Raw genomic sequence first — 17,946 nt, 5'->3', positions numbered from 1 at the left:
AAAGGTGACCGATGGCGAAAGCACCGAATGCGTCAGGCCGGCAGAAGGCAAAGGCGAAGACCGCGCCAGAGGCGGTCGAAGATGCCGAAGTGATTGAAGAAAGCCCGGACACGTCCGAGGACGTTGCCGAGGCGCAGGATGCGCAAGGCGAAACCCGGGCCGATGAACCCTCCGTGCCCGAGACGGAGAAGGATTCCGCGGCAAAACCTGAAGCTGACGCAGAAAAAAGCCGCGACGAAACCGGACCGCATGAAAAGCGGCGGCGCGGCGGCGGGTTTCTTGCACTGCTGCTCGGCGGCGCAATGGCTGCCGTGATCGGGTTTGCCGCGGCGCGCTACGTTGTGCCGGAAGGTTGGCCCTTCCCCGGCGTCGCACCGGAGGAAGATCCGCTGGTGGCCGTGATCGACGCGCAAGGCAAACGGATCGAGGCACTGGCGGATCGGTTGGCCGTTCTGGAAACCGATACCGCGCGGGACGACGCCTTGGCAGACCTGAGCGCCGAAACCCAACGTCTCGACGTAGAGATTGCCGCGGAATTCACCGCGCTTGCCGAGCGGGTCGATTCACTTGCGGACCGGCTCGATGCCGTCGAACGCCTGGCTCCGGAAGGCTCCGAAGCCGCGCAGGCGGCGGCTGCGGCTTACGAGCGCGAACTCGTGGCGCTGCGCGAGATGTTCGAGGCAGAACTTGCGGATCTGGAAGCGCAACAGGCCGATGTTGGCCAGTTGGAGGAAGATGCGGCCGAGGCGGCACAGGCGGCGGCCGGCCGAACGGCGCTTGCCCGCGTGGTTGCGGCACTCGATACCGGGCAGCCCTTTGACGACGCGCTCGCTGAATTGCAGCGGGTGACGGAAGTCGAGCCGCCCGAAGCATTGGCCGAAGCCGGTGCCACCGGGGTGCCGACGCTCTTGGAACTGCAGGAGGCTTTCCCGCCCGCCGCGCGCGACGCGCTCGATGCGGCGATCAAGGCTGCGGTGGAGGACGGCAGCATGGGCCGGATGAGCGCCTTTCTGCGCAACCAGCTCGGTACCCGCTCGCTCGAGCCGCGCGAGGGTGACGATCCCGATGCGATCCTGTCGCGGTCCGAGGCGGCGTTGAAGCGCGGTGATATAGAGGGTGCGTTGAGCGAACTTGACGCGATGCCCGAGGCGGCGGCATTGCCGCTCGCTTCGTGGAAGGAAATGGCCGCCGCGCGCAAGTCGGCGCTTGATGCGGGCGCGGCCTTGGCACGTGCACTGAACGCGAAATGAGGCAGTTGTGATGCTCTGGTCCATGTTCAAGATCGTCCTGTTCGTCGCCTTCGTCGCCGTGGCGGCGCTCGGCGCGGGCTGGCTGATGGAAACCGGGGGCGGTGTTCGCATCGCCGTGGGTGCGCTCGAGTTCAATCTTGGCGCTTTGCAGGCGGTGATTGCCTTTGCGTTGTTCGTTCTGGCGGTCTGGCTTCTGCTCAAGATCGTCAGTCTGCTTGCGGCGGTGGTGCATTTCCTCAACGGCGATGAAACCGCGATCTCGCGCTATTTCGACCGGAACCGAGAGCGCAAGGGGTACGAGGCGCTTGCCGACGGGTTGATGGCGCTGGCTTCTGGCGAGGAGCGGGTGGCGATGGCGAAGGCGGCGCGGGCGGAGAAGTTCCTGCACCGACCGGAACTGACCAACCTGATCACCGCGCAGGCGGCCGAGATGGCGGGGGATCGCAAGAAGGCCGAAGTGGTCTACAAACGGCTGTTGCAGGACGAGCGCACGCGGTTTGTCGGTGTTCGCGGTATCATGAAGCAGCGGCTCGAAGAGGGCGACACCGAAACTGCGATGAAGCTCGCAGAGAAGGCTTTCGCGCTGAAACCACGTCACGGGGAAACCGGCGATATCCTGCTTGCCCTGCAGGCAACCCGGAACGATTGGGCGGGTGCACGCAAAACGTTGGGGGCCAAGGTCAAGACCGGGGCCCTGCCGAAAGATGTCGGCAAGCGGCGCGATGCCGTCCTGGCGCTGCAGGAGGCAAAGGACATCTTCGAGGAGGGCAACTCGATTCGCGCGCGGGAGGCGGCGATCGAGGCCAACAAGCTCTCGCCCGACCTGATCCCGGGGGCGGTTCTGGCCGCCAAGAGCTATCTCGAACAGGACAACCCGCGCTATGCCACCCGGGTTCTGGCCAAGGCCTGGCAGGTATCACCGCATCCAGACCTTGCCGCGGCCTTCGCTGCCATCGAGCCTGACGAGACGCCGGAAGCGCGCCTGAAGCGGTTCAAGGCACTGACAAAATACCAGAAAGAGCATCCGGAAACGCGTATGCTTCTGGCGGAACTGCATATCGCCGATAACGATTTTTCCGCCGCCCGCAAGGCGCTGGGCGATCTGGCGGAAACCGACCCGACACAGCGCGCGCTTGCGCTGATGGCGGCTATCGAACGTGGCGAGGGTGGCGACGACGAAGCCGTCCGGGCCTGGTTGGCGCGGGCGGTGACAGCTTCGCGCGGGCCACAGTGGGTATGTGACAAGTGCAACCAGATCCACGCCGACTGGGCACCGGTCTGCAGCAACTGCGGCGCCTTCGACACGCTGAGTTGGAAGGTTCCCGCCGAAGGTGAAGGGCGCATCCATGGCGGTGCCGAAATGCTTCCACTCCTTGTTGCGAAACCAGAACCCACAGCGCCTGACGCCCCGAAGGTGGAGCCGGAAACGGTGGCTGAACCGCCACATGCAGATTACGCTGATCCCGATGAAACGGTGGCTTCGGAGTTGGCACCCGAGGTTGAGGCCAGGCACGACAAATAGCGCCACACACGCGCATTGCGCGACCGGCTATCCCAACACCGTCAAGACGTTCGGGGCTTTCGAGAATCTCGTTTTCGGGACTGCTTCGAGGATTGGCCCCTGCGCATTGCCATGTGATGGAAATGGTGCCGCAGAAGGGACTCGAACCCCCGACCCATGCATTACGAATGCATTGCTCTACCAGCTGAGCTACTGCGGCGACAGGCGCTGATTTAAACGTCCACGCTTTGGGTTGCAAGAACCATATGTTGGCGACCGCCCGACGCATGCCCGGGAATCGAAGTTGTCCCGGTCAGTTCCCTGTCGCGGTGTTTTCGAAGCGCACCGGGTTCGACCAGGCTCGCTTTCCCGCCGTGTCGACCACCGTCACCCGCAGCCATGGCGAGCCACGGAAACGGTCGAGCGCGACGCTGGTGCGGGTCATCGATGTGCCGTGAACGGCGAGGGCGGCCTGGCCGCGCCCCTGGACGATGACCGACGCCACCGCCGAGCTTTCGACGAAAACCTCGCTGTCGCGGATCTCCACGTTCCGGATTTCCGGGCCCTGGCTGGAGTAGAATGCACCGGTCTTCAAGGCTTCAAGCAGAAGCTCGGGATCGTTGGCCTCGGCCTTGACCATGACCCAACCGCCGAAATGATCGGGCTCGGTGAAATGCGCATCGTCGGTCGCGATCAGCGTGAGGTCGCGCCCCTCGCTCAGCAGCAGATCGAGCACATGGCCTCCACCCTCGCGGTCGCAGCCTATGGCGCAGCCGTGGTTGTAGATTTCGACCGAGTGTGCCGCGGTGATCGAGCGGGCGTCGGCCAGCGTCAGCCCGGACCAGTGCGGATGCGCGATCGCGACGAAAGCCCCCGATGCGCGAGCACGCGCCGCGAGTTCCGGGCCGCTCTCCTGCCCCGCCACAGGCTGGAAATCCGGCGCGTTGGGCGCGGTGAAATCCTGCGGCAGACCGACGGCGAGGATATGCCATAGCTCGCCGTTCTCCATCGCGCCGGAATGCAGTTCGGCCCCGAGAAGGGTGGTGAAACTGTTGGAGCGGAACGGCAGGGTATCGGCAATCGGGTAGCCGTAGCGCCCGATGAAATGGTCGGTCAGGGAAATGAAGTCATAGCCTTCGGCGGCATAGCGGCGGCACACCTCCTCCGGCGCGAGACATCCATCGGACAGGGTGGAGTGGGTATGGAGATTGCCCCGCCAGAAACGGCCGGGGGCGGAGAAAGCAGACAGTTGCATCGGGTGCTCCTTGGTTTCGCTCCGCATACGCGCAGCCGGCAAAGGATTTGTGACAAAACTGTCGTGTTGCGCTGATATTTGGAGGCAAGCAAAAGGATATTGCCGATGCACGCGAAAAAGTTGGCAGACCTGTTGATTGCAGGCGACTGGAAAGGTGCCGAAGCGCTCCTCGGGCCAGTCGCGTCAGTGCCGGGCGCGCACCCTTCGCTGGTCTACAACCATGGCAAGGTGCTGATCGAACTGGGACGCGGGCGCGAAGCCGTAGCTGCGCTGCGCCGGGTTATCGCCGCCACGCCCGAACGCGCCGACGCCTGGTTCGAGATGGGGCGCGCGGCACTTCTGCATGAGGATTTTGCAACCGCCTTCGAAGGTTTTCAGGAAGCGCTCGCGCTGGCTCCAGATGATCTCGACGCGCGGCGCAATCTTGGCCGGGTCGCGCTGCGTCTTGGTCGCTGGGAAGTGGCGCGGGCGACATGGGAAGGGTTCGAGGCCGACAACGAGGCCGAGATCGCGCTCTACCGGATTGCTGCAGAAACCCGGGCCGAGGACGCCAAGGCGCGCCGCGACCGGCTGCTTGAGTCGCACCCGGACCGGGCTTCGGTGGTGCTTGCATTGGTGCGCAGCTCGAAGGGCGCCATCCCCCTCGATTTGCGGCGCAGGCGGCGATGACCCCGGTTCAGTGACGGAACCGCTTGCGGTAGACGCCGCGTTCCTCCGAAAGCGCCTTCTGGATCTCGGCATTTCGGGCCACGCCTTCGGCATCCATTACTCCGACCTCAAGCCCCTGCCGGTCACGCGGGACCGCGAAAACCTGTGCCACCGGGGTGCCGGCCGGGAGGCATCCCTCGAAACCGGCATCGGTCCAGAGCGCCGGAAAATGGACGTAACCATCCTTGAAGGTGTCGCCGTCAACGAGACCGGCGAGGGTGCGGAACGGCAGGTCTTCGCGGTTCAGCGGGTGGGTGAAAAGGAGCGAGAAGCCGGGGTCGGCTTCAAGCGTCCAGAAATTCATGAACTTGACTACCGCGCCGATATCGAGCTGGAACGGCACCCCGGTTGCCTGCTCGGGCACATGCAGGCCGACCGGCGCGCGGGTGATGCGGGTATCGGGCAGGATCGGCGGATCCCAGTCCCAGGAGATTTCGCCACCGGAGATGGTGAGATCGGCCGCGAGCGGGATCATCACGCCGGTGGAGAGCGCGTCGATCAGCGGCGGGCAATGCTTGAGCGTGCGCACCTCCTCGCCACCCAGCGTCGCGGCCTGCACCTCTGCGGGCATCGCCTTGAACCAGTCGGGCAGAACCGCGCGCGCGGGGGCGGGGCGCGGCAACAGGGGTTCCAGAGCCGGGTGACAGCGGGCGCGGATCATCTCATTTCGCGCCGGGCGAGGACGGTGTGGAGCGTGGCGGCTGCCACGGTGATCAGGATGATCACGGTGCCCACCGCGTTGATCACCGGCGGGTGGCCGTTCGGATTGCGCGCCATCGCCCCGATCTCGGTGGCGAAGGTGCACGAGCCGCCCTTGGCGAACATCGTCGTGTTGTAGTTTTCCATGCTGGCCATGAACGCGATCACGGCGGCCGAGGCAAGGGCCGGAAACAGGTAGGGCAAGGTGAGCCTGCGGAACACGCGAAACGGCGTCGCCCCGAGATCGAGCGCCGCCTCTTCCAGCTCCACGGGTTGGCGCTGCAGACGCGCCATCAGGATGAGCATCGGGTAGGCGGCGATAAAGGTGACCTGGGCGGCGATGATGGTGAAAAGCCCGGCATCCACCCCGAGGCGGTTCCAGAACACCAGCGCCGAAATGCCCAGCACAACGCCGGGGGCCAGCATCGGCGAGAGCAGCACCCACCACAGCACCCCGTTGAAGCGCGAGCGCCAGCGGGTGAGCAGCACCGCGCCCGCCAGCCCGAGCACCAGTGAGAGCGGCACCACCCAGGCGGCGACATAGAGCGAATTGCCGAAACAGCCGCCGAAGCGGCCACGGTCAAGCGCGCGCAAAACCGGGTCTTCGCGTATCGTGGATGTGTCCATCCAGAAGAACTCGTACCACTTGAAGGTGAGACCCTGCCAGTCGGTGACCGAAGGCGGCGAGGCATCGTTGAACGACGCGACGATCATCAGCAGCAGCGGCGCGAACATGAAGGCGAGGAAAGCCCATGTGTAGAGGGTGAGGATGCGATGAGATGTCATGCCAGCCTCGCGAAATCCTTGAGCCGGGTGCGCATCGCCCACATGAAGAAGGCGACGAGCGCGAAGCAGATCAGGGTATAGGCGAAGCTGTAGGCGGCACCGACGTTGGAGTTCTCGCTTTCGAAAAACTTGTTGTAGATCGTCTGGGCGAACCATTCCGATTGCAAGCCCCGGCTGATGATCCTCGGCACCGAGAATGCCCCCGCCGCCAGCATGAACGTGGCGATGGCACCCACCGCGATACCGGGTTTGGCGTGCGGAATGACGATCCGGGCATGGACGCGCCACGGTTTGGCACCGAGATCGCGCGCCGCCTCGATCTGGTTGCGGTCGAGCGTCGACATCACGTTGAAGATCGGGAAAACCATGAACAGCACGTAGGTGTAGACGATCACCACGAAGACGGTGAGCGGACTGCGCTTGAGCTGCACCGGGTCATCGGTAAGCCCGCTCCACATCAGGACCGAGTTGATCACCCCCTGGTTGTCGATGATCGTCGTCCAGGCGTAGATCCGCATCAGTTCGACAATCGCATAGGGGATGACGAGGCCGGTGAATAGCCAGACCGCGCGCCCCGGCGGAGTTGCCAGCGCGACCTTGTAGGCGATCGGGTAGCACACGATGAGGGCGAGCCCGGTAGCGGCGACGGCAAAGAGGATGGTGCGCGTGAGCGTGATCAGCCCGATCCGCTCCCAGGTCTGGCCGTCGCGCTCGAATCGCAAGCCTACGAGGCCCATGAGCTTCTTGGAGAGCTTGGCGTCCTCGATGGCCTTCTGCTCCGCGCCGAGCGGGATCATCCGGGGTGCGGCGAGGATCGCGAAATTCTCGAAGGTCCATGGCCGCGCGCCGGTCTCGACCGCCCTGATCTCGGTGAAGGCCTGGCGCGCCAATGCCTCGATTTCCTTCGCCGTCGCGATCTGGTCCGCAATCGGATCGGCTTCGGAAACCGCGAGGCGGGGCAGGTCATAGGCAGTGTCGAGCCACGCCGGGACGCCGTCTTGGCCGCGCACCAGTGCGACATGGGTCGTGGCACGGTCGCATTGCAGGATATAGGGCCGCGTGGCACCGGTGGTTTCGCCGCCTGTGGTGGCACCCGACAGGCTGGGCACGCCCATGCCGCCCGCCGAGGGCACCGCGAGCCCGCCGGTCGCGGCCTCCGGCGCGGCGTCGTCGGCATGGAGCTGGAGGGTGGAGATGCAGATGCTGGCATCGTTCGCCAGCGTTTGCGCCACCGAACTGTCGAACGCGCGCTTCGGCGTGGTCAGCGAGCGCTCCAGCATGGTGAGCTGGGGCAGGATGATCAGCAGCATCCCCCAGAGCGCGGCGGCGAGGAAAAAGGCTGCTGTCAGGCCGCGGCCATATCCGGTGAGCAAACCCTTCATTGCGCCGCCAGTTCCCGGCCGGTGCGCGCAAGCGGGCCCGAAGGCAGGATCACCGCGTTGGCGGTGCCGAAGGATACATCGGCATCGCCATCGGGCCAGGTGGCCTCGCCGGTATTGGTGACGTGGACGGCAAGCTCCTGCCCGCCGAAATCGAAGAACAGGTTGACGAAAGCGCCTTCGAGATCACGCCGCATAAGCCGCGCCGACAGGGTGTTCTCGCCGGCGCCAAGCGCCATCGCCTCGGGGCGCACGAACAGCATGGCGCCATCTCCGGCGGCAAGACCGGCGGGGTTGCGACCGCGAAAGACGCCGCGTGCGGTGGCGATCTCCGCCAGCCCGTCAGAGACCCCCTGCACGGTCCCGTCAAACCGGTTGGCCTCGCCGACGAAACTCGCGGCGAAGGCGGTGGTGGGCGCGGAATAGACCTCGTCGGCGGTGCCCACCTGCTCGATCACGCCCTGGTTCATCACCGCCACGCGGTCCGACATGGTGAGCGCTTCACCCTGATCATGGGTGATGTAGATGAAGGTCACCCCGGTCTGGCGCTGGATCGCGCGCAACTCGGCGCGCATGTGTTGGCGCAGCTTCAGATCGAGTGCCGAAAGCGGTTCGTCGAGGAGCAGAACGGCAGGCTCGACCGCCAGCGCGCGGGCGATGGCCACGCGCTGGCGTTGGCCTCCGGACAACTCGCCCGGCCGCTTGTCGCCCTGGTCGCCCAGCGCGACGAGATCCAGCAACTCCTGCGCCCTTGCGCGGCGGGCACGTTTCGACAAGCCTCGTGCTTCGAGACCGAAGGCGACGTTCTCCCAAACCGGCATGAGCGGAAACAGCGCGAGATTCTGGAAGATCAGGGCGGTGGGGCGCTGGTTGGGGCCCTTGCCGACCATATCGTCGCCGCCGATCAGAACGCGCCCGGTGGAGGGGGCGATGAACCCCGAGACCGCGCGCAGGATGGTTGTCTTGCCGCACCCAGAAGGCCCGAGGATGGAAAAGAACTCGCCCGCCTCGACGTGAAGATCGGTGGGCTGGACGGCGGTGAAACCGTCTGGATAGGTGATCGACACAGAGTCGAGCGTCACGTCCTTGCCGCGCATCTGGCCCTCATGGAAATAGGCGGCCCCGCAAAGGGCCGCCCGAGCTTCATTGAAATACCGATCAGGCGTTGGTGATGATCTCGACGTATTCGTCGCGGACCGGCGCGAAGAACGGCGTATCGGCCTGCCACCACCACATGTTGCCAAGCACCTCGGGGGTGTAGACCTCGTTGAACTGGCGCTTGAACTCTTCCGATGCGAAGTCGGCCGAGCCGGCAACGGCCGAGTTGTAACCGGTGTTGTTGGCGAACATGCCGCCGACTTCCGGCTGCAGCATGAAGTTCATGAACGCGACCGCCTGTGCCACGTTCTCGGCTTCGCGCAGCATTCCGAAGCTGTCGAGCCAGGTGATGATGCCCTCTTTCGGCGCGCGGTAGACGAAGTCGGAGTTTTCGCGGTTGAGCAGCAGGCCGGTGGTGTCCCAGGTCTGGCCGATGATCGCACCGGAGTCCTTGAAGGCGGCGGTGGCTTCGGTGGCATTGTTCCAGAACGCGCCGAAGTTTTCCTTGCGGGCGATGATCCACTCGACGGTGGCACCCCAGACGCGGCGGGCATCTTCTTCCGAGCGGTAGACGTCGAGCATCCGGTTCGACGGCACTTCACCGATCGCATCGAGGTAGAGGCCAACACCCATGACAACCGACTTCTGCCGGAAGGCGGCCTTGCCCACGGCTTCGGGCCGGAACAGATCGCCGTAGGACAGATCGGCATCTGTGATGTTCAGTTCTGCCCGGTTGAGGGTGATCCCCTCGGTGCCCCAGTCGAAGGGCAGCAGAACCTGCTTGCCGCCGGCGACGCCGCCGAGCGTGGCGGAATCGCGCAGGAACGACGGGATGATCGCATCGACGTTCACATCCGCGGGCACCTCGCCAAAGTAGCTTTCGCCGTTCTCGTCGGCGTAGTTCGGCCCGTTGGTGATCGAGGGGAAGACGATATCGAAGCCCTTGCCACCGTTGGCGCGGATCGTCGATTCAGCTTCGTCGTTGGAACCGAAGGTGGTCAGTTCGAGCTTGATGCCGGTATCGGCCTCGAACTTTTCGGCGATGTTGGGCTGGATGTAGTCCTGCCAGGCCAACACTTTCACCGAGCCCGACGAAGCGAGCGCGTCTGTAGCCTTGAGCACGACGGGGGCAGCCACCGCGGCGGCGCCCATCTGGATCATGGAACGGCGGGAAATGGTCATGTTTTTCTCTCTCTGAATGTCTGAATCCGCCTTGGCGGCCATTGTCCCACCTACAGGCGGGAGGATTCAAAAACTTGACAGGTGTGCAACGAGTTCGTGACACGTGCGCCATCAGGGAGATCGGCAGACTGGCGGCCACCGGCGAACCAACCCCAAGGCCTTCAATGGCAGGGTCCGGGCGGGAAGCTTGTATTGCAACGGGTTCAAGACCTTGGCCGACCCGTGACAACACGGGTTTTGTGGGCCGTCAGCAACCCCACAACAATCCGGCAGAAGTTCCGCCCTTGCCTCTTTCGGGGCAAGCGGCGGGTGATTCAAAACCGTGGTAGGTTAACGTCGCGCACGTCGGGTTCGGCATGCATTCGGGAACGGATCGGTATCAGGGGGCGGAAACATTCTTGTTCGCAGGAGGCCCTATGTCGGACACATCGCCCAGGCTCGAATTGCCCTATATCCAACCTGCACAAGCGCAGAAACACGTTACCCACAATGAAGCACTGCGTGTGCTCGATGTTCTGGTGCAACTCACCGTCGAAGCCTTTGGTGCCACCACACCGCCGACACTCCCCCACGAAGGCGAAGTATATGCGCTGGGGTTCGGCGCGAATGATGCGTGGTCGGGGCAGGATGAGGCCCTGGCGGTCTGGGTCGATGGGGCGTGGCAATTCCATAGGCCGCAAGTGGGCTGGCGGGCGACGCTTGCGGCGAGCGCGGAAATCCGGATCTGGACCGGCACAAGCTGGCAACCGGTATCTGCCAATGTGGATTTCGACAATCTTGATGGTGTCGGGGTCAACACCGCATCCGATCCGATCAACCGACTTGCGGTTGCGGCACCGGCCACACTTCTGAATCACGAGGGTGCGGGTCACCATCTCAAGATCAACAAGGCGGCCACGAGCGATACCGCCGCGCTCCTGTTCCAGACGAACTGGGCGGGCCGGGCGGAGATCGGGCTTGCGGGCGAGGATGCCTTCTCGATCAAGCTCAGTGGTGACGGCGTGGTCTGGGATGAGGCGCTGCGGATCACACCGGGGATGCAGGTTTACCATTCCGGCAACGTGGTGGGCACGGTGGCGGCGAGCCCCGGTGTCGGAGATGCGTTGTTCGAGACCGGTGCCAACGCCAATGGCGGCTTCACGAAGTTTGCCGATGGCACGATGATGTGCTGGGCAAACGGCTTTGCCACGGCGAGTGGCGCGGCGGCAAACTGGACGTTTCCCGCCACCTTTGCCGGCGCGGCCGTTGCCGTGACCGCGACGGTGGAGGGCGGCAGTGCCGCGATCGTCACCATTGACGGTCAGAGCGCATCGGGTGTCGAGGTGCGCTCCTTCGACACCGCCGGGTCGGAGGCAGTTGCGCCCGCTGTGAGCCTGGTTGCCCTCGGGCGCTGGTTCTGACCGACCGTTGAAAAAGCCGGGGGCAGGCACGAGCGCCCCCGGCTTTTCTTGTTCCCTCGGGCGTTTGATGCCAAACATCGGGCACAAACCCGAGGACAAGTGCGATGAGCAACCTGATCTACATCCTGAACGGACCGAACCTGAACCTTCTCGGCAAGCGCGAACCCGAGATCTATGGGGCCGATACGCTTGAGGACATCGAGGCGATGAGCATCGAGGTCGGGCGGGGATTTGGCCTTGCGGTCCGCCTGATGCAATCGAACTACGAGGGCCAGCTTGTCGACTGGATCCATGAGGCCCGCAACGAGGCGGGAGGGATCATCATCAACCCGGGTGCCTATTCGCATACCTCGGTGGCCATCCTCGACGCGCTCAATGCCTATGAAGGGCCGGTGCTCGAAGTGCATGTTTCCAACATTCACAAGCGGGAGAGCTTTCGGCATCATTCCTACGTGTCATTGCGTGCGGAAGGCGTGATCGCCGGGTTCGGGGTGGACGGTTACGCCTTGGCGATGCGGCGCATGGGAACGCTGCTGGCATGACCGACCGATACGCCGTTTTCGGCAACCCGCTCAGCCATACGAAAAGCCCGTTCATTCATGGCGCGTTTGCACGACAGTTTGGCGATGACCTGATCTATGAGACGATCGAGGCCCCCGTGGACGGATTTGCCGCAGCCGTGCGGGCGTTTGTCGATGCGGGCGGCAAGGGGTTCAACGTGACCGTGCCGTTCAAGGTCGAAGCCGCCGATCTCGCCGACGAAGCGCACGAGGCGGTGGTGCTTTGCGGGGCGTCGAATTGCGTGAAGGTCGAAGACGGGAGGCTGATCGCCGAGAACTTCGACGGCGTGGGTCTGGTGCGCGATATCGTCAGCAACATCGGTGTTGAGATCAAGGGGAGGCGGGTGCTCTTTGCCGGGGCAGGCGGGGCGACGCGCGGCGCGCTGGTCCCTTTTCTGGAGGCCGGTGCGGGTGAGATCGTGATCGCCAACCGCACGGTTTCGAAGGCGGAGGAGATCTGCGAACTGCTCGGGCCGCGCGGCTCGATACGGGCTTGCGGCTATGACGCGATCAATGGCGGGTTCGATATCGTTTTCAACAGCACCTCGGCCAGCCTGACCGGGGCAGGCCTGCCGATCCCGCCGGTCGCTTTCCAAGGTGCCCTCCTCGCCTATGACCTGGCCTATGGCAAGGGCAAGACCCCGTTTCTGACGCTCGCCGAGCAATCAGGTGCAGCGCGGCTTGCCGATGGCGTCGGCATGCTGGTCGAGCAGGCTGCGGAGGCGTTTGCGTGGTGGCGGGGTCGCCGGCCAAACACGGCCCCCATCATCAAAGCGATGACGATTCCACTGAAATAGAGCCTGTTTTCAAAAGATCCGGTGAAACAACCCGATGGGCAGATGCTGCCCGAGGGTGAACAGCCATGAAAAGGGTGCGGGAAAGCTTGTTGAAAACCGCCGGCCCTTCATAGCCTTGACGACTCGCGCTGCCGCGGCGTCCGGTTCCATGATCTGCGGCATGCTGAAGTCGTTCTTCACGGAAAGCCGTGTGCGGATGAAGCCGGGATTGATCCTCTGCACCTCGATGGAGGTTTCGCGCAGGTCGATCCGCAGGTTTTCCGCAAGGTGCATCAGGGCGGCCTTGGACGCACCGTAGCCGATTGCGCCGGGCAGGCCGCGAAAGCCGGACAGCGAGCCGATCAACACGATGTGGCCCGCGTTCTTTTCCAGGAAACGAGGCACGACCTGCCCCAGAACCCGAAGTCCGCCCAGAAAGTTCACCTCGGCCATGAGTGCGGCAGCATCCGCGTTCCACTCGGTCGCCTTCATGGGTTCGTAGGCCCCGGCGCAGTAGATGATGCCGTCGAAATCGCCGGCCGATTGTGCCGCGTCAGACACTGATTTCGGGTCTGTCACGTCGAGCGGAACCACCTTTGCGTCGTGCAGATCGCTTGCGATATCGGCTAGCCGCCTTTCGCTGCGGGCGCTCAGCACAAGAGAAGCCGCCTCGGCGTCGAGGGCTTTTGCCAGAGCGCGCCCCAGCCCTTCCGAGGCTCCGATGATCCAGTAGCGTTTCCCGGCGAGATCACGCATGGGTCAGCTCGACTTGCACCACGTTTGTCTGTTCGGCCGCGAAGGAGGCAGCGCAGATTTCGAGGTAGTAGCGCCAGTTGCGCAGGAATGGACCCTCATAGCCCAGCATCGAAAGGCGCGGCCTGGCGGCTTCGAGTTGTTCTGCCCAGGTGGCGCATGTGCGGGCGTAGTCTTGCCCGAAGGAAAAACTGTCTTTCACGACCAGCCCGGCCGCCCGGGCCTGATCGCGGATCACCGCGTCCGACAGGAGCATGCCGCCGGGGAAGGTGTATTGCCGGATGTAATCGGAATTCTTGCGGTAGGTCGGGAAGTAGTCGTCGGGCACCGTTATCGCCTGGATCACCGCGCGGCCACCTTCGGCAAGACGGTCGCGGATCCTGGCAAAATAGGTCGGCCAGTAGCGCTCACCGACCGCCTCGATCATCTCGATCGACACGATGTTGTCGAACTTGCCGTCGGCCTCGCGGTAATCCTGCAGGCGAATCTCGGCTCTGCCGTCGAGACGGGCGTCGGCGTAGCCTTTCTGGCTTGGCGAAATCGTCAGGCCGGTAACGTGACGCCCGCTCTCGGCGGCGCGTTCCGCGAATCCACCCCAACCACAGCCGATCTCAAGCACGCGCTCGCCCGCATTGCTCAACCGGTTCAGGATGCGATCGTACTTGCGAAGTTGGGCGCGGGTCAGATCGTCGTCATCCTCGGTGTACAGCGCGGAGGAATAGGTCATCGAAGGATCGAGCCAGGTCTGGTAGAACTCGTTGCCGACATCGTAATGCGCGCGGATATTGCGCGAGGCACCGCGCTTGGAGTTCGCCCGCAAGAGCCTGTCGACAAGCCGAAACTTGAGCGTGTTCCAGAACGTCGCGTTGGCGTAGCCTTCGAATTCGTCATAGTTCAACAGCACCAACTCGGTCAGCGACTGGATCGAGGGCGAATCCCAAAGCCCGGCCACGTAGGCTTCGCCGAATCCGATGTCGCCGCGGGCCGCCGTGGCGGTGATGGCACCCCAATCGTTGATCTGCAGTTCGGCCTCGGGGATACCTTTGCCAAAATGGTGTGCGCCGCCCTCAGGGGTCCGAACGGTGAGTGACCCCCGCGTGACGCGCTCGCAAGTGGCGAGAAAATCGCGCTTCACGCGGTCGGAAATGAAAGACATCAGGAAACCTCCTCATTTGGCGGTGCGGGTCGGGTTCGGTAGCGCGCGCCCTTGGCCTTCAGCTTGACGGCCTGCCAGTAGATCAGCGCAATGGTGCGCAGGGCCCCGGCCGGGCGGCGCAGGCTGGCGCGCAGGATCCCGCCAGTGCCCAGCGGCACCAACGGCCCCGACAAGGTTGCGACAAGGCCCTTCTCGCCGTCAAGCAGCGTGATCGAAATCGCGATGCGCCCGGCACTGATATCGAAGCGGAACCGGTATTCGCCGGAGATGCGCTGGAACGGCGAGACGTGGAACACCTTTTCGGCGGTGATCGTGTCGCGCGCGGTGATCGGTGCGAAGCCGGGATTGGCGCACAAATAGGAATGGCGGTCGCCAAACGGGTTGTTGACCTCGGCGATCACGGCGCACAGATCGTCGCCTTCCATCGCCAGCCAGAAGCTCACCGGGTTGAACCAGTAGCCCAGGAAGCGCGGCTGGGTGAGGAGCAGGATGCGCACATCCGCATCGGGTGCGAGCCCATGATCGGCCAACACCCGGCGCGCCCAGGCCGCGCCCTCACCTGCATCGCGCGCACCGCCATGGTCGCGGTCATGCACCGCGAGCAGGTTGAACCGGTTGCGCGAGAACAGCGCGGGCGTTGGCTCATCGCGCTCGGCATCGATCAGCACGTAGTCAATGCCGTACCGGAAGGCATTGTCTGGCCCGCCCCGGCGGGCGTGGACGGTTTGCCCGGGCATATGAAGAGGGGTCTGGATCATGCTGCCAGCAATACCCTTTGCGGCTTCATCGCCCTCGCGATGCGCACCGCGGAGGCGAATCCGTCTTCGTGAAACCCGTGTCTCAGGTAGGCACCAGCGAACCATGTGCCGTTCTGACCCTGGATTGCGTTGAGCGCCTTCTGGGCAGAGAGCGCGGCGCGGTCGAACACCGGGTGACGAAAGGTCACCTCGTCATATGTCAGATGCTCGGGGATCTCGCCCACGGGATTGAGGGTGATGAAAAGCGGGTCGTTCTCGGGAATGCCTTGCAGACGGTTCATCCAGTAACTCACGCCGATCCTGGTTTCATCGCCCGCGCCATCGGCCTTGTAGACCCATGAAGACCACGCCGATTTGCGGCGGGGCATCTGGGCGGTATCGCGGTGCAGGATCACCTTGTTGTCCTGGTAGTTGAGATTTCCGAGCGCCGCGCGCTCGGCGTCGGTCGGGTGCGCGATCAGGCGCAGGGTATCGTCGGAATGGCTCGCGAAGATAACCTGGTCAAAAACCTCGGGCGCACAGTTTTCGGCATGAACAGTCACACTTCCGAGCTGGCGTTCCACCGACTTCACCGCTGTTCCGGGGCGCAGGGCGACGCCGCGCGTCTTCAGGTGATCGGCAAGGCGTTTGACATATTCGATCGAGCCGCCGTCAACCGTCCACCATTGGTGCTGACCGGTGGCGGACAGCAGAGCGTGGTTGCGAAAGAAGGCCACGAGCGATTTTGCCGGGAAACCGCGGATCTGGGAAGGCGGTGTCGACCAGATCGCGCCACAGATCGGCATGAGGTAGTAACGCTCAAACCAGTCGCCGAGTCCGAGATTGTCGACGAGGTCTCCGATCGTCACATCGTCTGAAATCGCGGCGGCCTCGGCCCTGGCGTTGAACTTCAGAATGTCACGAACCATCCGCAGGAACTGGGGCCGGGCGATGTTGCCGCGCTGGGCAAAAAGCGCGCCAAGGCTTTTCAGCCCATACTCGACCGAGCCGCCGTCGATGCTCGCGCCGAACGACATGTCGGACTTTTTCACCGGCACATCGAGCGCCTGAAACATGCGCGTCAGGTTCGGATAGTTGGCGTAGTTGAAGACGATGAAACCGGTATCGACCGGCTGATCCCCTTGCATGCCGGCAGTCACTGTGCGGGCGTGGCCGCCAAGGCGCGGCTCGGCTTCGTAGAGCGTAACCGCATGGTAGGGGGCCAGTTCATAGGCGGCGGCAAGGCCCGAGATGCCGGCGCCGATGATGGCGATTCGCTGCGGGTTGGTTACGGGGGCGTCGAACGACATGGAAACTCCGTCATGATTGTCCTCCGCCTACGGCCGCAAGACCCTCCCAGATCATTTTTGATCCGACGCTGGCGCATGCGCGTAAAGCCGATATGCTGAGTGCGAATGACCTTCTTGCCCCCAAACCGATCGCGGCCACGATGTCCGCGGGAAGAGAGACTATCGTGACAGCAAACGCCGGGCGAAAAGCGGCATATTCCGAGCAGACCGTCTGGATGCTCGCAATCCGCGATCAGCGCGACAAGGCTGCCTTTGCCAAGCTTTTCGATCACTACGCGGCGCGACTGAAAGGGTTCGTCATGCGCGCAGGTGCACCGAAGGCCCAAGCCGAAGATATCGTTCAGGAAGTCATGTTGACGGTCTGGCGCAAGGCGCATCTGTTCGATCCCGAGCGGGCCCAGGTTTCGAGCTGGATTTACCAGATTGCTCGAAATCGCCAGATTGACGTGATCCGGAAGGAAGCTCGGCCCGTACCGGAGGCATTGGCAAATGATGACGAGAGCGATGATGAGCCCGATGCCGGCCAGGTCATCGCGCTCGAACAGGAAAGTGACAAACTGAGGCAGGCACTGGCAAAGCTGGCCCCCGCGCAACGCGAAATGATCGAACGCGCCTATCTCGGGGAACTCACCCATACCGAGATTCGCGAGGCAACCGGGCTGCCGCTCGGCACGATCAAATCCCGCATACGGCTTGGTCTCGAGCGGTTGCGGCACGAGCTGAAGGACTTGAGACAGGAATGAGTGCAAATATCTCTCATCACATCCCCAGCGAGATTCTGGCAGCCTATGCCGCCGGGTCTCTGGGGCAGGCGTTTTCGCTCGTCGTGGCGGCGCATGTGTCGTTGTGCACCGAGTGCCGGGCAGAACTGGCGGCGCATGAAGCGGCCGGTGGCGCTGTTCTCGATACCATCGCGGCCGAATCCGTTTCGCCCGATCTGTTTGCGCGGGTGCTCGATCACCTTGACGATCCGGTGCAACCCGAGCCCGCGCCGCGCGGGCGTGAGGGTGTTTTTCCCGGTCCCGTTATGGATGCGCTCAAGGGTAAGGCACCGCGTTGGAAGGCGTTGGGCGGTGGCGTGAAGCAATGCCTTATCGGAGGCGATGACGACGGGCTTTCGCGGCTGCTGTTCATTCCGCCGAAACAGGCCGTGCCCGATCATGGTCATCACGGAACCGAGTTGACGCTGGTTCTGCAAGGCGGGTTTTCCGACGAAGTCGGGCATTTCGATGTCGGCGATGTCGAGGTTGCCGATGCCGAGCTCGAGCATACGCCCGTGGCCGATGCGGGCCCGCCCTGTATCGTGCTGGCCGCCACCGATGCGCCTTTGAAGTTCAACACCTTCCTTCCGCGCCTGCTGCAGCCGCTGTTCGGCATCTGACACTCTGGAATTCGG

Annotated in this window: 18 protein-coding genes and 1 tRNA gene; 8 read left to right on the top strand and 11 right to left on the bottom strand. The window is 63.8% G+C overall.

Annotated features, from left to right (window positions below):
- Window positions 1-11 precede the first annotated feature (11 nt).
- Window positions 12-1,250 (top strand): COG4223 family protein, encoded by a 1,239-nt coding sequence (locus B9Y97_RS07465; RefSeq protein ID WP_085526155.1) that lies wholly within the window; start codon window positions 12-14, stop codon window positions 1,248-1,250.
- 10 nt (window positions 1,251-1,260) lie between these two features.
- Window positions 1,261-2,772 carry a heme biosynthesis protein HemY gene (locus B9Y97_RS07460; RefSeq protein ID WP_085526154.1) on the top strand — a complete coding sequence of 504 codons (1,512 nt, stop codon included), beginning with the start codon at window positions 1,261-1,263 and terminating at the stop codon, window positions 2,770-2,772.
- A gap of 123 nt (window positions 2,773-2,895) precedes the next feature.
- Here B9Y97_RS07460 and B9Y97_RS07455 read toward each other — a convergent pair.
- Both B9Y97_RS07455 and B9Y97_RS07450 read right to left on the bottom strand, forming a co-directional pair.
- Window positions 2,896-2,971 (bottom strand) — tRNA-Thr (locus B9Y97_RS07455).
- Between the two features lie 93 nt (window positions 2,972-3,064).
- On the bottom strand, window positions 3,065-4,006 hold the full coding sequence (locus tag B9Y97_RS07450) for a PHP domain-containing protein (RefSeq protein ID WP_085528154.1): 942 nt from the start codon (window positions 4,004-4,006) through the stop codon (window positions 3,065-3,067).
- Window positions 4,007-4,111: 105 nt separating this feature from the next.
- On the opposite strand from B9Y97_RS07450, the gene B9Y97_RS07445 reads away from it, so the two are divergent.
- Window positions 4,112-4,675, top strand: a complete 564-nt coding sequence (locus B9Y97_RS07445; RefSeq protein WP_085526153.1) for a tetratricopeptide repeat protein — start codon at window positions 4,112-4,114, stop codon at window positions 4,673-4,675.
- A gap of 7 nt (window positions 4,676-4,682) precedes the next feature.
- Here the strand turns inward: B9Y97_RS07445 and B9Y97_RS07440 are convergent, their stop codons facing one another.
- From B9Y97_RS07440 to B9Y97_RS07420, 5 genes are all read right to left on the bottom strand, one after another.
- Window positions 4,683-5,375 (bottom strand): hypothetical protein, encoded by a 693-nt coding sequence (locus B9Y97_RS07440; protein WP_085526152.1) that lies wholly within the window; start codon window positions 5,373-5,375, stop codon window positions 4,683-4,685.
- The gene (locus B9Y97_RS07435; protein ID WP_085526151.1) at window positions 5,372-6,199 is read right to left on the bottom strand and encodes an ABC transporter permease; all 828 of its coding nucleotides are present in this window, start codon (window positions 6,197-6,199) and stop codon (window positions 5,372-5,374) included. Before B9Y97_RS07435 ends, B9Y97_RS07440 begins: the two co-directional genes overlap by 4 nt.
- Entirely contained in the window at window positions 6,196-7,581 is a 1,386-nt protein-coding gene (locus B9Y97_RS07430) for an ABC transporter permease (RefSeq protein ID WP_085526150.1), read from the bottom strand. The genes B9Y97_RS07435 and B9Y97_RS07430 overlap by 4 nt, the downstream gene beginning before the upstream one ends.
- Window positions 7,578-8,675 carry an ABC transporter ATP-binding protein gene (locus B9Y97_RS07425; RefSeq protein ID WP_085526149.1) on the bottom strand — a complete coding sequence of 366 codons (1,098 nt, stop codon included), beginning with the start codon at window positions 8,673-8,675 and terminating at the stop codon, window positions 7,578-7,580. Before B9Y97_RS07425 ends, B9Y97_RS07430 begins: the two co-directional genes overlap by 4 nt.
- Window positions 8,676-8,736: 61 nt before the next feature.
- On the bottom strand, window positions 8,737-9,858 hold the full coding sequence (locus B9Y97_RS07420) for an extracellular solute-binding protein (protein WP_085528153.1): 1,122 nt from the start codon (window positions 9,856-9,858) through the stop codon (window positions 8,737-8,739).
- 416 nt (window positions 9,859-10,274) lie between these two features.
- On the opposite strand from B9Y97_RS07420, the gene B9Y97_RS07415 reads away from it, so the two are divergent.
- From B9Y97_RS07415 to aroE, 3 genes are all read left to right on the top strand, one after another.
- Entirely contained in the window at window positions 10,275-11,258 is a 984-nt protein-coding gene (locus B9Y97_RS07415) for a DUF2793 domain-containing protein (RefSeq protein WP_085526148.1), read from the top strand.
- A gap of 104 nt (window positions 11,259-11,362) precedes the next feature.
- Entirely contained in the window at window positions 11,363-11,800 is a 438-nt protein-coding gene (aroQ, locus tag B9Y97_RS07410) for a type II 3-dehydroquinate dehydratase (protein WP_085526147.1), read from the top strand.
- Window positions 11,797-12,615 carry a shikimate dehydrogenase gene (aroE, locus tag B9Y97_RS07405; RefSeq protein WP_085526146.1) on the top strand — a complete coding sequence of 273 codons (819 nt, stop codon included), beginning with the start codon at window positions 11,797-11,799 and terminating at the stop codon, window positions 12,613-12,615. Before aroQ ends, aroE begins: the two co-directional genes overlap by 4 nt.
- A gap of 9 nt (window positions 12,616-12,624) precedes the next feature.
- Here the strand turns inward: aroE and B9Y97_RS07400 are convergent, their stop codons facing one another.
- From B9Y97_RS07400 to B9Y97_RS07385, 4 genes are read right to left on the bottom strand one after another with little or no spacing between them, the layout of a single operon-like run.
- Complete coding sequence (locus tag B9Y97_RS07400) at window positions 12,625-13,350, bottom strand: SDR family NAD(P)-dependent oxidoreductase (RefSeq protein WP_085526145.1); 726 nt, start codon at window positions 13,348-13,350, stop codon at window positions 12,625-12,627.
- The gene (locus tag B9Y97_RS07395) at window positions 13,343-14,503 is read right to left on the bottom strand and encodes an SAM-dependent methyltransferase (RefSeq protein WP_085526144.1); all 1,161 of its coding nucleotides are present in this window, start codon (window positions 14,501-14,503) and stop codon (window positions 13,343-13,345) included. The genes B9Y97_RS07400 and B9Y97_RS07395 overlap by 8 nt, the downstream gene beginning before the upstream one ends.
- The gene (locus B9Y97_RS07390; protein ID WP_085526143.1) at window positions 14,503-15,261 is read right to left on the bottom strand and encodes a DUF1365 domain-containing protein; all 759 of its coding nucleotides are present in this window, start codon (window positions 15,259-15,261) and stop codon (window positions 14,503-14,505) included. Before B9Y97_RS07390 ends, B9Y97_RS07395 begins: the two co-directional genes overlap by 1 nt.
- Window positions 15,258-16,550: an NAD(P)/FAD-dependent oxidoreductase gene (locus tag B9Y97_RS07385; RefSeq protein ID WP_085526142.1), complete on the bottom strand. Its 1,293-nt coding sequence runs from the start codon at window positions 16,548-16,550 to the stop codon at window positions 15,258-15,260. Before B9Y97_RS07385 ends, B9Y97_RS07390 begins: the two co-directional genes overlap by 4 nt.
- A 215-nt stretch (window positions 16,551-16,765) precedes the next feature.
- On the opposite strand from B9Y97_RS07385, the gene B9Y97_RS07380 reads away from it, so the two are divergent.
- On the top strand, window positions 16,766-17,293 hold the full coding sequence (locus tag B9Y97_RS07380; protein WP_085528152.1) for a sigma-70 family RNA polymerase sigma factor: 528 nt from the start codon (window positions 16,766-16,768) through the stop codon (window positions 17,291-17,293).
- Window positions 17,290-17,931, top strand: a complete 642-nt coding sequence (locus tag B9Y97_RS07375; protein ID WP_085526141.1) for a ChrR family anti-sigma-E factor — start codon at window positions 17,290-17,292, stop codon at window positions 17,929-17,931. The genes B9Y97_RS07380 and B9Y97_RS07375 overlap by 4 nt, the downstream gene beginning before the upstream one ends.
- The last annotated feature ends 15 nt before the right edge of the window (window positions 17,932-17,946 follow it).

The organism is Maritimibacter sp. HL-12, from assembly GCF_900177545.1.
In the GTDB taxonomy this organism is placed as follows: domain Bacteria; phylum Pseudomonadota; class Alphaproteobacteria; order Rhodobacterales; family Rhodobacteraceae; genus Sinisalibacter.
The sequence above is the reverse complement of the archived record's forward strand: the minus strand, read 5'-3'. Positions and strand labels throughout refer to the sequence as shown.

Coding starts and splice junctions, on each gene's coding strand:
- B9Y97_RS07465 (WP_085526155.1), top strand. CDS start 12: ATGGCGAAAGCACCGAATGCGTCAGGCCGGCAGAAGGCAAAGGCGAAG.
- B9Y97_RS07460 (WP_085526154.1), top strand. CDS start 1,261: ATGCTCTGGTCCATGTTCAAGATCGTCCTGTTCGTCGCCTTCGTCGCC.
- B9Y97_RS07450 (WP_085528154.1), bottom strand. CDS start 4,006: ATGCAACTGTCTGCTTTCTCCGCCCCCGGCCGTTTCTGGCGGGGCAAT.
- B9Y97_RS07445 (WP_085526153.1), top strand. CDS start 4,112: ATGCACGCGAAAAAGTTGGCAGACCTGTTGATTGCAGGCGACTGGAAA.
- B9Y97_RS07440 (WP_085526152.1), bottom strand. CDS start 5,375: ATGATCCGCGCCCGCTGTCACCCGGCTCTGGAACCCCTGTTGCCGCGC.
- B9Y97_RS07435 (WP_085526151.1), bottom strand. CDS start 6,199: ATGACATCTCATCGCATCCTCACCCTCTACACATGGGCTTTCCTCGCC.
- B9Y97_RS07430 (WP_085526150.1), bottom strand. CDS start 7,581: ATGAAGGGTTTGCTCACCGGATATGGCCGCGGCCTGACAGCAGCCTTT.
- B9Y97_RS07425 (WP_085526149.1), bottom strand. CDS start 8,675: ATGCGCGGCAAGGACGTGACGCTCGACTCTGTGTCGATCACCTATCCA.
- B9Y97_RS07420 (WP_085528153.1), bottom strand. CDS start 9,858: ATGACCATTTCCCGCCGTTCCATGATCCAGATGGGCGCCGCCGCGGTG.
- B9Y97_RS07415 (WP_085526148.1), top strand. CDS start 10,275: ATGTCGGACACATCGCCCAGGCTCGAATTGCCCTATATCCAACCTGCA.
- aroQ (WP_085526147.1), top strand. CDS start 11,363: ATGAGCAACCTGATCTACATCCTGAACGGACCGAACCTGAACCTTCTC.
- aroE (WP_085526146.1), top strand. CDS start 11,797: ATGACCGACCGATACGCCGTTTTCGGCAACCCGCTCAGCCATACGAAA.
- B9Y97_RS07400 (WP_085526145.1), bottom strand. CDS start 13,350: ATGCGTGATCTCGCCGGGAAACGCTACTGGATCATCGGAGCCTCGGAA.
- B9Y97_RS07395 (WP_085526144.1), bottom strand. CDS start 14,503: ATGTCTTTCATTTCCGACCGCGTGAAGCGCGATTTTCTCGCCACTTGC.
- B9Y97_RS07390 (WP_085526143.1), bottom strand. CDS start 15,261: ATGATCCAGACCCCTCTTCATATGCCCGGGCAAACCGTCCACGCCCGC.
- B9Y97_RS07385 (WP_085526142.1), bottom strand. CDS start 16,550: ATGTCGTTCGACGCCCCCGTAACCAACCCGCAGCGAATCGCCATCATC.
- B9Y97_RS07380 (WP_085528152.1), top strand. CDS start 16,766: ATGCTCGCAATCCGCGATCAGCGCGACAAGGCTGCCTTTGCCAAGCTT.
- B9Y97_RS07375 (WP_085526141.1), top strand. CDS start 17,290: ATGAGTGCAAATATCTCTCATCACATCCCCAGCGAGATTCTGGCAGCC.